Origin of the sequence: Halanaerobacter jeridensis, assembly GCF_016908315.1 — a bacterium.
Lineage (GTDB): Bacteria > Bacillota > Halanaerobiia > Halobacteroidales > Halobacteroidaceae > Halanaerobacter > Halanaerobacter jeridensis.
The window spans coordinates 91,264-105,475 of sequence record NZ_JAFBDQ010000001.1; the positions used below are offsets into that span (position 1 = coordinate 91,264).

11 protein-coding genes and 1 riboswitch are annotated in these 14,212 nt (G+C 31.2%); of the genes, 10 read left to right on the forward strand and 1 reads right to left on the reverse strand.

All coding sequences use genetic code 11. The features are described 5' to 3' along the window. Nucleotides 1-74 precede the first annotated feature (74 nt). The 8 genes from JOC47_RS00505 to JOC47_RS00540 all read left to right on the forward strand — a co-directional run bounded on the left by JOC47_RS00505 (nucleotide 75) and on the right by JOC47_RS00540 (nucleotide 9,101). Entirely contained in the window at nucleotides 75-2,756 is a 2,682-nt protein-coding gene (locus tag JOC47_RS00505; RefSeq protein WP_204700000.1) for an efflux RND transporter permease subunit, read from the forward strand. 283 nt (nucleotides 2,757-3,039) lie between these two features. After that, on the forward strand, nucleotides 3,040-3,852 hold the full coding sequence (locus tag JOC47_RS00510) for an outer membrane lipoprotein-sorting protein (protein ID WP_204700001.1): 813 nt from the start codon (nucleotides 3,040-3,042) through the stop codon (nucleotides 3,850-3,852). An 82-nt stretch (nucleotides 3,853-3,934) separates the two neighbouring features. Next, the gene (locus JOC47_RS00515) at nucleotides 3,935-5,371 is read left to right on the forward strand and encodes a hypothetical protein (RefSeq protein WP_204700002.1); all 1,437 of its coding nucleotides are present in this window, start codon (nucleotides 3,935-3,937) and stop codon (nucleotides 5,369-5,371) included. 19 nt (nucleotides 5,372-5,390) lie between these two features. Then, a complete protein-coding gene (locus JOC47_RS00520; protein WP_204700003.1) occupies nucleotides 5,391-5,960 on the forward strand; it encodes a TetR/AcrR family transcriptional regulator in 570 nt (189 codons plus the stop codon). Between the two features lie 150 nt (nucleotides 5,961-6,110). Next, nucleotides 6,111-6,290, forward strand: coding sequence for a hypothetical protein (locus JOC47_RS00525; RefSeq protein ID WP_204700004.1), 180 nt, complete (start codon nucleotides 6,111-6,113; stop codon nucleotides 6,288-6,290). 5 nt (nucleotides 6,291-6,295) lie between these two features. Then, entirely contained in the window at nucleotides 6,296-7,735 is a 1,440-nt protein-coding gene (locus JOC47_RS00530; RefSeq protein WP_204700005.1) for a UvrD-helicase domain-containing protein, read from the forward strand. 24 nt (nucleotides 7,736-7,759) lie between these two features. Then, nucleotides 7,760-8,101 carry an Mth938-like domain-containing protein gene (locus JOC47_RS00535; RefSeq protein WP_204700006.1) on the forward strand — a complete coding sequence of 114 codons (342 nt, stop codon included), beginning with the start codon at nucleotides 7,760-7,762 and terminating at the stop codon, nucleotides 8,099-8,101. Nucleotides 8,102-8,165: 64 nt separating this feature from the next. Next, a complete protein-coding gene (locus tag JOC47_RS00540) occupies nucleotides 8,166-9,101 on the forward strand; it encodes a DMT family transporter (RefSeq protein ID WP_204700007.1) in 936 nt (311 codons plus the stop codon). 16 nt (nucleotides 9,102-9,117) lie between these two features. Here JOC47_RS00540 and JOC47_RS00545 read toward each other — a convergent pair whose 3' ends face one another. Beyond that, nucleotides 9,118-10,515 carry a deoxyribodipyrimidine photo-lyase gene (locus JOC47_RS00545; RefSeq protein ID WP_204700008.1) on the reverse strand — a complete coding sequence of 466 codons (1,398 nt, stop codon included), beginning with the start codon at nucleotides 10,513-10,515 and terminating at the stop codon, nucleotides 9,118-9,120. A 160-nt stretch (nucleotides 10,516-10,675) separates the two neighbouring features. Continuing rightward, nucleotides 10,676-10,815, forward strand: a riboswitch (Lysine riboswitch). An 85-nt stretch (nucleotides 10,816-10,900) separates the two neighbouring features. Here JOC47_RS00545 and lysA point away from each other — a divergent pair. Continuing rightward, nucleotides 10,901-12,217 (forward strand): diaminopimelate decarboxylase, encoded by a 1,317-nt coding sequence (gene lysA / locus JOC47_RS00550; RefSeq protein WP_204700009.1) that lies wholly within the window; start codon nucleotides 10,901-10,903, stop codon nucleotides 12,215-12,217. Between the two features lie 242 nt (nucleotides 12,218-12,459). Then, the gene (locus tag JOC47_RS00555; protein WP_204700010.1) at nucleotides 12,460-14,151 is read left to right on the forward strand and encodes a GspE/PulE family protein; all 1,692 of its coding nucleotides are present in this window, start codon (nucleotides 12,460-12,462) and stop codon (nucleotides 14,149-14,151) included. Nucleotides 14,152-14,212 lie beyond the last annotated feature (61 nt).

The window sequence follows — 14,212 nt, forward strand, 5'->3', positions numbered from 1 at the left end:
TCTCTAATAAATATAATATAAACAAATAGAACTGACTGGTCAGTTCTGATAGAAAAATATAAGGAGGAAAAATTATGCAGAGAATACTAAAATGGCCGTGGGTGGTTATTGGGATTATAGCTATAATAACTATATTTTTTGCTTTTCAATTACCAAATATAAAAATCAATAATGCAGTTAAGATCTTTTTGCCAGAAGATCATCCTGCTAAAGTAGCTAATAATAAGATGGAAGATATATATGGTAGTTCAGATATTATTGGCTTAGCAATTAAGAGTAAAAAAGGAGATTTATTGAATCAGCAAAATATTAAAGAAATATCACAAATAACTAAATCTCTAGAAGAAATTGTTAATGTTGATGAGGTAACTTCAATAACTAATGCTGATTATATTTCTGGAACTAGTAAAGGAATGAAAGTAGAAGAATTAGTTGAAGAATTACCAAAAAGTCAAAGTGATATCTATGATCTAAAAGAAAAATTATTAGCTTGGGATTTATATCGAGGGAATTTGTATTCAGATGATTTAGCTTCAACGCAGATTAGAGTGCAACTAAAAAAAGGATTAGCGATTGAAGAAAAAGAAGAAGTTTACAATAATATAAAGAATAAGCTAAAAAAATACAATAAGCATGATTTTGAATTTTATTTAGCAGGTAGTCCAGCTGTTAATGTACTAATGGGAAATAATATGGAATCAGATTTAAGGAGACTAGTACCATTTGTAATTGCTGTAGTATTAATTGTACTCTATTTATCCTTTAAAAATATTGGTGGAGTAATTTTACCAATGTTAACTGTTTCTATTAGTACAATTTGGGCTTTAGGAATAATGGCTTTATTAGGAATAGAGCTGACAATGGTTTCTACAGTTATTCCAGTGTTATTAGTAGCAGTCGGAAGTGCTTATGGAATTCATATTATTAGTCATTATTATGATGACTTGAGAAAAGAAAGTAAACATAATCTAACTGAAGAAAAACATCGCGAAATAGTATTTAAAACTGTTAAAAAGGTAGGTAAACCTGTTTTACTAGCAGGGCTAACAACTATTGTAGGTTTTTCTTCTTTAGCAACTAGTAGTATTATTCCAATTAAAGAGTTTGGTATTTTTACTGCTATAGGAGTTTTTACAGCTTTAATTGTTGCTTTGACATTAATACCTGCAATTCTATTAGCTCAGCATGGTAATTTAGAATATAATGAAGAAGAAAAAGAAGATAGTATTATCAATGGGGTTTTGATGAAATTATATAGTTATTTTTCTGGAGCTAGAGTTAGAGTATTGGTATTAGCGATTATAATAATGATAGCTTCGTTATATGGAATTTCTAAAGTAGTAATTGATAATGTCATGATTGAAATGTTTAGAGAAGATACAGAAATTAGAAAAGCAGATCAATTTATTAATCAAAACTTTAGTGGGACTAATATTCTAAATGTAATGATTGATGGTCCTAATGATGGCAGTCTTACTAATCCAGAAGTTTTAAAAGAAATGGATAACTTAAATAAGTATTTAATTAATAAATATGATCAAGTAGGGAAAGTCACTTCAGTAGCAGATTTTATTAAACGAATGAACCAAGTTATGCATTACCCTGAAGAAGAAACTGAAGATACTAATCAATCGCAGACTGAAGATTTAAGTGAAAATGAGACAACTTCAGATTTTGGTCAAGAAACAACGAGCAGTTTTGGAGAAGAGAACACGAGTGATTTTGGGTCTGAAACAACTAGTGACTTTAGTGAAGAAACAACTTCAGATTTTGGCAGTAGCAGTAAAGAAAAAGAGTCTGAAAGTGCTAATGAAGAAGTTAAAAATCTGGCTCCGTCTACTAAAAAAATGTCTGAAAAAGAAGTGATTAAACTATTAAATAAGGCAGTAGTGAGAGCAGAAAAATTAGATTTAACAGGTGAAGAATTAGTTGATGCTGTGAGTAAAGAATTGAATTATATGGGGGCAGCTTATAATGAAGTGCCGTACCATCCAGAAAAATATCCAGCTCAAAATAGAGAACAATTGAAAAATTTAGTTTCACAGTATTTATTAATGTATTCAGGAAGTTTAGATGATTTAATCAACGAACAACTAGAGCCTTCTAAAGGACGAATGATGGTGCAGATAAAAACAGGTAGTAATATTGTAATTAAAAAAATTAAAAAGGATATACAAAATTATATTGAGCATTATTTTCCGGACGGATATGAAGTTTCAATGGCCGGTTATGCAGATATGTCTTTAGCTGTGAATAATTTAATTGTATCAAGTCAGATTATGAGTATTCTAGTATCTTTGGTAGTAGTATTTTTGATAGTAGCAGTCACATATCGATCTGTGATAGCAGGATTATATGGTATTATTCCATTAGGGATTTCTTTATTAATCAATTTTGGAATTATGGGTTATACTGGAATAAAATTAGATATTGGAACAGCAATGGTAGCTTCAATTGCGATTGGAATTGGAGTTGATTATACTATTCATTTCTTATCTGCATATCATTATGAACGTCAGCGCAGTGAAGATTTAGAAGAAGTTTGTCAAAATACTATATTAACAGCAGGAAAGGCAATTATCTTTAACGCTGCTTCAGTAGCAGCAGGTTTTGCAGTATTATTATTCTCTAATTTTTATCCGTTAGTAAATTTAGGTTTATTAGTAATGTTGACAATGATCACTTCTTCTATAGCATCAATGACTATTTTACCAGCATTATTGAATTTATTTCAGCCTGACTTTATAAGCAAGTAGGCAACCTAGCAATAAAACAATGCATATAGATTGCGGAATCACAGTAATCTGTAAAATGTATTGTATTTTGATTGCGCAATATAATTAGTAACAAAGCTAGGGACTGTGGGCTACACGGAGAGTTTTGCTTTTTAAACTCGTAGGTACTTAATAAGCTCTAAGTAGAGAGACTAGAGCTATAGGGGCTCGCGTTTTGAGCCCCGTAAGCTAAGATTAATATTACATGAAAACGATGGTTTAGTAGACCAGTAATGTTTTGACTATTATGAGGAGGGGTTAAGAAATGAAAGTTAAAAGAAGTTTGATTTTAACGTTAGTATTAATGCTTTTAATGAGCACTTCTGTCTTTGCTATTACAGGAAAAGAAGTAATGGATGAAGCCGAAGGAGTTTTAAATGAAGGCGATACTATGCATGCTTTAATGGGAATGGATTTGATTGATGAAGATGGAAATGTTAGAGAAAGGACTTTAGAAATTTGGGGGATGAAATATAACAAAGAAGAAGACTTATCACAAGTAGTAATGGAATTTCAAAATCCTGCTTCAATTGCTGGAACTAGATTTTTACAAGTTGAGAATAAAAATCGTGGTGATGATAAGTGGATTTATTTACCGGGTCTAGGTCGAGTTAGAAGAATTGCTTCTGACCAAGGTGATGATTCTTTTGTTGGGTCTGACTTTACTTATGATGATTTAGAAACTAGAGATGTTGAAGAAGATAATCATCAATTATTAAGGGAAGAAAAATTAGATAAATATGAGTGTTATGTGGTAGAATCTATACCTAAAGATAAAGAAGAGGCCCAATATGCGAAAAGAATTTCTTGGGTTACTAAAAAACATGATATCCCAGTACGAGTTGAAATGTATAGTAAAAAGACTAATGAAATTGAAAAAGTATTAACAATCAAACAGAATATTGAAAAAATAAGTGGGTATTGGACAGTATTTAATGCAATAATGGAAGACAAAGAAGCAGACCATAAAACTCGGTTGTATATTAAACGAAATCAATCAGGACAGCCGTTTATTGAATATGATAAAAAGATTAGTCCAAAACGATTCACACAACGTTTCTTAAAGCAGGGTAGATAAATATCACGTTAAAATTGGAAAATAAAGATGAAGATTAAATTTAATCGAAAGTAATAATTGTTAAACAAAGGGGGGAGAATAGATGAAACGATTTACATTTATTATGTTAAGTATGGTGTTAATAATAAGTTTATTAGGCACGTCTGTGCAGGCAGCAGAAAGTGCTTTCGGAGCAAAAAACTCAGATGATAAATCAAGTACTGAAAGTGCTTTTTCTTCTAGCTCTTTTGGTAGTCAGACAGAAGAAAAATTAAGTTGGAGTGGTACTTTAGAATTAGATACTAGAGCTATTCTAGATAAGAATGGTACATCAGATATTTATTCTGATCCCATTTTAGATTTAAATTTAAATTATACTAAAGGTAATTCAGAGATTGACGTAACCTTGAATTTTGATGAAAATGCCGATGATAATGTTAAAATTGAAGAAGCTACTATGAGATTTTATTATGATAATTATGATTTAGTAGTGGGGAAGAAGAAAGAAGTGTGGGGTAAAGGAGATAAACTGCATGTAGTTGATAATTTAAATGGTGAAGATTTAACGGACTTTATTAATCCAGATTATTTAGACAGACAGATTGGGGAAGAAATGTTTAAAATGAATTATTATTTGGGTAGAGGAACATTAGAAGCAGTCTATACACCTAACTTTACTCCTGATAATTTAGCTACAAGTGGTCATTGGGTGACTAATGAGATACAGCAAATGAATGATTTAGAGCCGGTATTAATAGATCAGTTTGGAATAGCTAGTGCTACTGAGGTAAAGGGTGATTTAGAGAAAAATTCCCAACAAGAAATTGAGGATGGGCAGTTTGGATTGCGATATACTAATTCTAAAGCCGGTTATGATTATGGGTTTTCCTTTTATCGAGGATATTTAAAGCGACCTAGTATGGATGAGAAGGCAATTGAAAAGTTGAAAAATGATTATAAGACAAATAGCAAGACAAATTATTCTGATGCCAAATCATTTTTATATGATTTAAACTTACATTATGATCAGGTTAGTGTTTTCGGTGCTGAAATGAGTTCAGTAATTGCAGGAATTAATTCTCGAGCAGAATTAGCTTATTATAGAACTGATGATACATCAGGTGATGATCCTGAAGTACGTAATAATAAAATCGCGTGGTTAATTGGCGGCGATAGAAATTTACCCCTGCATAATGTGAATGTTAATTTACAGGTTAAGAGTGAATACATTTTAGATCATGAAGAGATAGAAGATAATTCTTATGATATACAGCAGAATCAAGATAACGAGTATTTTACAAATTTATTATCACTAGAAGTTAGTGATGAGTTTAAAAATCAGACAGTATTGCCAGCAGTAACATTAATTTATAATTTAGAAAGAGAAGATTATGTTTTAGATAATGAATTAGAGTTGAAATTAAAGGATGATACGAGCTTGATTTTGAACTATAAATTATTTGAAGGTGAGAATCATACAGACTTTGGTCAATTTGATGAAAATGATTATCTATCTGCTAAATTCAAATATGATTTTTAATTTATAGGGAGCTGAAAGTATGAACCCAAAACGAGAAAAAATATTTAATGCTGCAGTTAAAAAATTTTCCGAAAAAGGTACTACGGGGACTACAATGAAAGAAATTTCTCAAGAAGCAGGAGTGGGAAAAGGTACTTTATACCGCTATTTTGAAGATAAAGAAGATTTGGTTTCTTCTTTAATGAGTTATGGGTTCGAAAGATTAACTGAAGTAATTAAAAGAGAAATTGAGGGTATTGAAAGTGCTACTGATAAAATAAAGAAAGTAGTTGAGGTACAGTTAGAGTTTTACAAAAAACATTGTGATTTTTGTAGATTTTTAACTAGAGAGTTTTGGGGGTATAAAAATAAGTTTGAAGAAAATATTAAAGAAATTCGTAGTGATTATACAGTAGTAATCGAAGGAATTATCGAAGAAGGAATTGAGGAAAATGAATTTAAAGCAAAAGATCCTGAGGTTGCTGCTGTATCATTGATAGGGATGGTTAATTTGACTGCTTTACATTGGTTTATGTTTAAAGGAGAGGTGGCAGTTGATAAAATTAGAGAAGAAGTGATTGATATTTTTCTTAGTGGAATGCTTAATTAAGGTAGCTATAAAGAGCCTATAAACCTAGGTGAAGAGTGGGTCTAACTTCCCTCTTCACCTATATTTGTTTTAAGCAAGGAAAAAATCAATTTGTCTAGAAGTAATATATATAGACTACTAATATATATTACTAATAAAGGATTGATAACTATGAATGTAATTGTATTAATTTATTTAGTAGGGGTAATATTTAATTTGTTATTTGCTCTTGTTTATTGGTATCAGCAGCGAAGAGTATTAGAAATTAATTATTTGGGTGCATTATTCTTTATTTTATTAAGTTGGTTAATTTATCCATTGATTTTGTTAAGGTCATCTGTGGGGAGGTAAAAATTTTGTTGACATCAGAACAAAAGAGTGTAGTAGAGTCAAATGCAGACAAGATAATAGTTAATGCTGGTGCAGGAAGTGGAAAAACAACTACTTTATATAATTTTGCTCAGGCTCGTCCGCAACAGCGAATTCTGTATTTGGCTTTTAATAAATCAATGCAGCAAGAGGCAGAAGAAAAGTTTAATGGTTTAGATAAAACTGAGGTACGGACGGTACATAGTTTAGCTTATGGACAAGTAGGTTATAAATATAAAAATAAATTAAGCTATAAGTATAAGACTTATCAGTTGGCCCAAGATTTAGGTTATGATTTTAGTAATCCTAATCAAGTTGATTTGCTTGCTGAAGTAAATAGGTTGTTTAAAAATTATTTGCGTTCGTCAGCGTTTAGTATTGAAGATTATTTAGATGATTTGAGACAAGAATTAAAAAATCCTAAGGATAAAATATTAGAATTACTTAAAAAAGTATTTGAACTGAAGAAGAACCCTAATAATGATATAGATATTACTCACAACTTTTATCTTAAGTTATATCAATTAACTAAGCCGCAATTAGATTATAAATATGATTTATTGCTATTAGATGAAGCCCAGGATATAAATGAAGTAATAATTGATATTTTTAAGCGACAAGATATGAAAAAAGTAGCAGTAGGAGATTCCAATCAACAGATTTATGCTTGGAATGGAGCTGTTGATGCTCTGCAGAAGATATCAGGAGAAAAATACTATTTAACACATAGTTTCAGAATTGGTGAGGAATTGGCCCAAATTTGTAATTTGCTTCTCCATGATTTTAAAGGAGATAGAGCAATTAAAATTAAGGCTAAGAATGAAAATCAACGAGTAGGAGAAGTTAATAGAAATAGTAGTTATACTAAATTGTGTCGAACTAGAGCTAAAGTCTTTGATAATGCAGTAGCTAAAATCAAAAAAGGGAGAAGAATATATTTTGAAGGTGGAGTTTATTCTTATAATTTTTCTACTTTCATTGAAGCCTGGAAATTTAGACAAGGTGAGCCCTATAGTGACCCTTTATTAGTTCCTTTTTCTAGTTATGAAGAAATGAAGCAGTATGCTGAAAATGTCAATGATTTAGAGTTAAAATATTTAATTAAGGTAGTAGATAAGTACAAGGGACAAATTCCAGATTATGTTAAACGAATTAACCGTTTTGCTCTAGATAATAAAGCTCAAGCTGATATTATCCTTTCGACTTTGCATCGGGCTAAGGGATTGGAATATCAGCAGTTAGTTTTAGAAGATGATTTTTTAGATGTGGCTTTAATCAAGAAGTTGTTGGATAAGGGAAAAATAACAGCTGAAGAAGTAAGCGAAGAAATAAATATAATTTATGTTGCTTTAACTCGAGCTGCTGGAGTTTTAGAGTTAAATGAGTCTTTAAGTAATTATATTATGAAGCAAGAAAACACAGAGTAAACAGCAATTTGTGGAGGGGATAAAATGGAGATTAAAAATTATTCCTTTGGAGAAATGGTGATTGATAATCAAAAGTATAGTTCTGATTTATTAATTTGTGATGAAGAAATAAAGGCTGATTGGTGGCGCGAAGAAGGACATAGCTTATGCCGCAATGATTTAACTTGGGTTTTGAAGCAAAAGCCCGATTTGTTGATTATTGGAACTGGTAAATCAGGAGTGATGACTGTGCCGCAAAATTTAAGACAAGATTTAACGGATGATTTAGAGCTAATTGTAGAAAAGACGAATCAAGCAGTAAAGACTTTTAATGAACAGCAGAAAAATAATTTAAAAGTAGCCGCTGGATTTCACTTAACTTGTTAAGTGTTTTTGCTATAGTTTAGAACAATTGTCTTTTAGTTTCAGAGCTATTTGAAGGAGGATTATAATGGATAAGAAAACAAAATATTTACCTATTTTCGCGGGGCTACTTGTATCAGTGATTTTTGGTTTTTCATTTTTGTTTACTAAAGAAGCTTTAGATAATATCCAAGCTTTTCATTTATTAGGTTTCAGATTCGCTTGTGCTTTTATAGTTTTAACTTTATTAAAAGTAATGGGTCTAATTAAAATTAACTTTAAAGGAAAAAGTTTAAATTTATTATTCCTTTTGGCTTTATTTCAACCAGTGGCTTATTTTATTTTTGAAACTTTGGGATTGAAGTTAAGTACTGCTTCTGAAGCAGGCATGATGATTGCTTTAATTCCAGTTGTAGTAGCAATCTTAGCTACAATTTTCTTAAAAGAACCGCCAAGTAAAAAGCAGGTAGTATTTATTATTACCTCTGTGGTAGGAGTAATATTGATTATTTTTATGAAGAGCAATACTGATTTTAGCAGTGATACAACAGGACTGTTTTTATTGTTAGGAGCAGTAATCTCGGCTGGGATATATAATATTCTATCCCGTAAATCTTCATTAGAATTCACTTCAATAGAGATCACTTATATTATGATGAGTATTGGTGCTTTGTTTTTTAATGGAGTGTCCTTACTGCGTCATTATTCAAAAGGTCAATTAGCTAATTATTTTGCTCCTTTAGCTACAAAAGATGTTCTAATAGCAGTTTTGTATCTTGGAATTTTATCTTCAGTAATGGCCTTTTTAATGGTTAATTTTATGTTATCGAAATTAGAAGCTTATAAATCAGCAGTGTTTACCAATTTAACGACAATTATTTCTGTATTAGCAGGAGTGTTATTGAGGAATGAGCCTTTTTATTGGTTTCATTTATTAGGCGGTCTATTAATTATTTTAGGAGTCTGGGGCACTAATTATTATGGTCGACAAAGCAAAAATTATGAATTAGAACCTAGTGAATAATCAAACCAACTGGGAATTAAAGTAACCCAGTTGGTAGATTATGCTCTAAGTTGTGTTTGTTACATAATTTAGCTACTTGGTTAACATATAAATCAGCATCAAACTTTCTATTTAAACCATTAGCATTCATATATCTGACTTTACCGAAGACATCTCTTTCCTGCCAAGCCCTGTCATGTTTGCCAAAACACCAAGCTATACCAGCATAGGAATTAGGATCTCTCCCATCTAAGCTGTATTTATTATTTAAATAAAGAGCTATGTCATAAGCAGTTTGAGGATCATCTGTCCATTCTAATATTTTTTTACCCCAGTACATCCGCATATAACCATGCATTTTACCAGTAGCTATCATTTCCAATTGAGCAGCATTCCAGTAAGGATCATGTGTCTTTGCAGTTTCAAATTCTTCACGGCTGTAATTATACTCTCTCAAATCATTTTTATGTTCTTGAAGTGTTTCATAAGCCCATTCTGAAAGGATTTCTTTTAATTGGCCATCATAATTTTGATTATAATAGACAAAGTTGATACTTAATTCCCGCCGGACTATTATTTGATCTAGAAAGTCTTCTAAGCCCGAACTGTCTTGATATTTTTTAGCTGTTAAAACCACATGTAATGGTGATATTTGACCAAAATGTAAATAAGGACCTAGGTGAGATAGATAGTCAGTAGTTGGATCATTACTTAATTCTTCGTATTTATCTAATTTGTTACTTAAAAAATCTTGTAAATATTTTTGAGCTTCAGAATTCCCCCCAGTAAAGCCAGGAGATTTATTTACAGTTTCGTCTATATTTAAGTCATTAATTATTTGCTCTAAGTTATCTAAATTTAATCCTTCCATTTTAAAATCTAGTGATGAGACCTGAATTTGATTTGTTTCGATAGGATTTAAATAATCATCTAACTTCTTATTTATCTTTTTACGTAGGGTATAAGCAGCATATTCTTCTTTATCTGAAGCTTCTTCGACAGGAACTACAACATCACTTTCTACTTGTAATAGAGGACAAGGAATTTCTTGTGTTGCTTTTGCTTTCCAGTCCTTTTCTACTTTTAAATACCCGCGGTCAGTAACTACTAATGAAGCTTGTTCAGCTAATTCTTTGATTCCTTCAGGTGGTGATATATGTCTGATAATCATTTTTATATTACGTTTTTTTAACTTTTTTTGGACCTCCTGTAATCCTTCGAGCATAAAATAATAGTGTCTAGCATTTGCTTCGGGAAAATTAGCAGTCAACCCAAAAAACACCACTAAAGGTTGTTTTAAATTATTGGCCTTTTCAATAGCTAATTCTAAAGCGTGATTGTTAGCTACTCTTTGTGAAGCTTGCATCCAGTATAATATGTACTCTCCATTTTGTAGAGATTGTTGATTAAGAGATTTAATGCGTGATTTTTTCATTAATTGTTTGCCTCCTTTTCTATATAAATAATTCTATAAGTTAATTTTTGATTCCTGCCTAGTAATAGAAATAATTATTATTAATAAAAAAATATTGATAATCAATCTCAAAATTTTATTGACAAGCAATAAGTAGTATGTTAATATAACCTAAAATAAAGACTAAGATAGAGGAGCAGAATTCAATAGTAATTTTTAATGAAAGGGAAGACTGCCGAAACTGCAAAGCTTATTGCTTTGCAGTTGGTTCTATAATTAATAGTTATAGAACTTTCACCTATGTGAAGAGCTATCTCCAAACGTTTACTAAGCGATTATGGGATAGGTCATAATCGCTTTTTTTAGTATATTAAAAAATTGAGTAGGGAGAAAGGAGTTAATTTAAATGAAATTACAGGGAACAATGGAGATTAATGAAAATGGAGAGTTAGAGATTGGTAATCAGAATTTAGTAGACATAGCAGAAGAATATGATACTCCGCTTTATATTATGGATGAGAAAGAAATTAGAAAGAATTGCAGGGCTTATCGGGAGGCATTTAATAAGTGGTATCCTAATTCACAGACTTTATATGCTAGTAAAGCATTTTTATCTGTAGCAATGGCTAGAATTATTGACCAAGAAGGTTTAGGATTAGATGTAGTATCTGGAGGAGAGTTAAGTATTGCTTTAGAAGCAGACTTTCCAACAGAAGAAATTTATTTTCATGGTAATAATAAGACTCCTCAAGAAATTGAACAGGCTTTAGAGGCTGATATTGGTTATTTTGTAGTAGACAATAATTATGAATTAGACTTATTGAATCAAATGGCGGAAGAATATGATAAAAAACCGGAAATATTATTGAGAGTTACTCCAGGAATTGAAGCGCATACACATAGTTATATCCAAACAGGACAGACTGATTCTAAATTTGGTTTAGGAATTCAAAATGGGTTAGCTTTAGAGGCTATTAAAAAGGCAGTAGACTTAGATAATTTAAATTTAGTTGGAATTCACTGTCATATTGGTTCACAAATTTTCAAACTAGAATCTTTTGCTAAAGCTATTGACGTGATGATCGAGTTCATTGAAGAAATCCATGAAGAAGCAGGAGTAGTTTTAGAACAATTGAATCTTGGTGGAGGTATTGGAATTCCATATACTGAAGATGAAGAGAAACCTGATATTGAAGAATATGCTAAGATTGTAGCAGATGAAGTTAAAGCTGTTTGTGATAAATTAGACTTGCCACTACCAAAAATAATTAATGAACCTGGTCGTTCGATTGTAGGAACTGCTGGCTCTACTCTATATGAAGTTGGCTCAATTAAGGAAATACCAGATGTGAGAAAATATGTAGCTGTTGATGGCGGAATGTCAGATAATATTAGACCAGCTCTTTATGATGCTGATTATGAAGCTATTATTCCGAATAAAGCAGATCAAAAACCAGAAGAAGAGGTTACAATTACAGGTAAGTGTTGTGAATCTGGTGACATATTTATTGAAGATATTGAATTACCAACAGTTGAAACTGGAGATTTATTATTGATCTCTTGTACAGGTGCTTATGGTTATTCTATGAGTAGTAATTATAATGGCCTGCCTCGACCTGGTGTATTATTAGTGAGTGAAGATAATGTTGATTGGATTGTTAAACCTGAAACTAATCAAGATTTAATTTCTAATGATGTTGTACCAGATAGATTAAAAAAATAAATAATTAGATTAGCTTAAAGCAGACCAGTTGTGGTCTGCTTTTTTTTAATATCTATAGTTTTAATTTCAAGAAAGATTAAAAAATAATTTTTTTGAATCAAAAGGAGGTAATTTCCCTTAGTCTGTCGAAATAAAATAAAAGAGCAAAAATAATTCAGTATACAATATTTTTTTGTTGCCAATTGGAATAATTTGATATAATTATAATTTAATAACTCCTATTTGGAAAGAGGAGGAAAACAATGGGGTTAAAGAAGAAACGATTAGGAGATATTTTAATAGATGAAGATTTAATCACTGAGGAAGAACTGCAAGAAGCATTAAGTCAACAAAAAAATTCAGATAAAAAACTAGGCCAAGTGCTTAAAGATTTAGGGTTTGTCAGTGAAGAGCAGATTGCTATGGCTTTAAATCGTCAATTAGGAATTTTGCGATTAAAGGATATTGATAAAGAAAACATTCAAGATGAAGTTATTAATATAGTTGATTCTGATTATATTCGCGAAGAAAGAATTTTTCCAATTCGTAGAGAGGGACAAGTATTAATTGTAGCAATGGAAAATCCTCAAAATATAGTAGTAATGGATGAGATAGAAGATGAAACTGATTTAGATGTAGTGCCGAGAATTGCTACTCCTACTGAAATTGATGAATTAATTGATAATTATTTAGGAGAAATGGGAATTGAACAATTTCTAGAAGAAATTGATCAGATGGCCTTTGAACAAGTAGAAGAGGATGAAGAAAATATTGACCAAGGGGCTTTAGAGCAGCAGTTAGAAGAGACTCCAATTATTAAAACAGTCAATAAAATCATTGCTACTGGAATTCAAACTGAGGCTAGTGATATTCATATTGAACCGACTAAGCAAGGTACTAGAGTGCGTTATCGAATTGATGGTGTTTTACATACAGAAATGGATTTCCAGCAAAATATACATATGGCCATTGTATCACGAATTAAAGTAATGAGTGGACTAGATATTGCTGAAAGAAGAAAAGCACAAGATGGACGAATTAATGTTGAATTTGGCCCCTATAAAGCTGACTTGCGTATTTCTATTTTACCTTCTTCATTGGGTGAAACAGTAGTAATTAGAATTTTCGATAAGAGTAGTTTGAATTTAAGTTTTGATTTTATAGGTTTTTCTGATGAAAATTTAAGAAAATTCAAACAATTAATTCAAAAACCAAATGGAATGATTTTATTAACTGGTCCTACTGGCAGTGGTAAATCGACTACTTTATATACTGGGTTAAATTATTTAAATGAAGAAACGAAAAATATTGTGACCATTGAAGACCCGGTTGAATATAACCTCGAAGGGATTACTCAAACTCCAGTTAACCCTAAAAAAGATATGACTTTTGCAAGTGCTTTAAGAACTTTTGTTCGTCAGGATCCTGATATTATTATGGTTGGTGAAATTAGAGATAAGGAGACAGCTGAAACAGCTATACAGTCTGCTTTAACGGGGCACTTAGTATTAAGTACTTTGCATACTAACAGTGCTGCAGGAGCAATTAGTAGATTGATCAATATGGGGATTGAACCGTTCTTAATTGCAGATTCAGTGATTGGCGTAGTAGCACAGAGACTAGTAAGAAAATTATGCGATGAATGCAAAGTTATGGGAGATGAGCAAGAGTACCAACATTTACAAGAGTATCTAGAAGAAGATTTTACTCATTATCAAGCAGATGGATGTAGTGAATGTAAAGATATTGGCTATAAAGGACGAACTGCTATTCATGAGTTGTTAATGGTATCTAATTCTATTAAAGAAGCAATTGTGAAGCAGAGTACTTCTACACAATTAAATAAGATAGCTAAAGAAGAAGGAATGGATACTTTATTTCAAGACGGATTAAAAAAGGTGAATGATGGAATTACTAGTGTGGAAGAAGTTATGCGTGTGGCTAATATAGAGTAAGAATAGTGATGAGTAAACAGTGATCAGTAATGAGTCAACTATCTAACAATTTTTATTTTGA

Excerpts from the sequence above, each read along its gene's own strand:
- JOC47_RS00535 (WP_204700006.1), top strand. The coding sequence starts at position 7,760 with ATGGAGATTAAAAATTATTCCTTTGGAGAAATGGTGATTGATAATCAA.
- JOC47_RS00520 (WP_204700003.1), top strand. The coding sequence starts at position 5,391 with ATGAACCCAAAACGAGAAAAAATATTTAATGCTGCAGTTAAAAAATTT.
- JOC47_RS00515 (WP_204700002.1), top strand. The coding sequence starts at position 3,935 with ATGAAACGATTTACATTTATTATGTTAAGTATGGTGTTAATAATAAGT.
- JOC47_RS00545 (WP_204700008.1), bottom strand. The coding sequence starts at position 10,515 with ATGAAAAAATCACGCATTAAATCTCTTAATCAACAATCTCTACAAAAT.
- JOC47_RS00510 (WP_204700001.1), top strand. The coding sequence starts at position 3,040 with ATGAAAGTTAAAAGAAGTTTGATTTTAACGTTAGTATTAATGCTTTTA.
- JOC47_RS00540 (WP_204700007.1), top strand. The coding sequence starts at position 8,166 with ATGGATAAGAAAACAAAATATTTACCTATTTTCGCGGGGCTACTTGTA.
- JOC47_RS00525 (WP_204700004.1), top strand. The coding sequence starts at position 6,111 with ATGAATGTAATTGTATTAATTTATTTAGTAGGGGTAATATTTAATTTG.
- lysA (WP_204700009.1), top strand. The coding sequence starts at position 10,901 with ATGAAATTACAGGGAACAATGGAGATTAATGAAAATGGAGAGTTAGAG.
- JOC47_RS00505 (WP_204700000.1), top strand. The coding sequence starts at position 75 with ATGCAGAGAATACTAAAATGGCCGTGGGTGGTTATTGGGATTATAGCT.
- JOC47_RS00555 (WP_204700010.1), top strand. The coding sequence starts at position 12,460 with ATGGGGTTAAAGAAGAAACGATTAGGAGATATTTTAATAGATGAAGAT.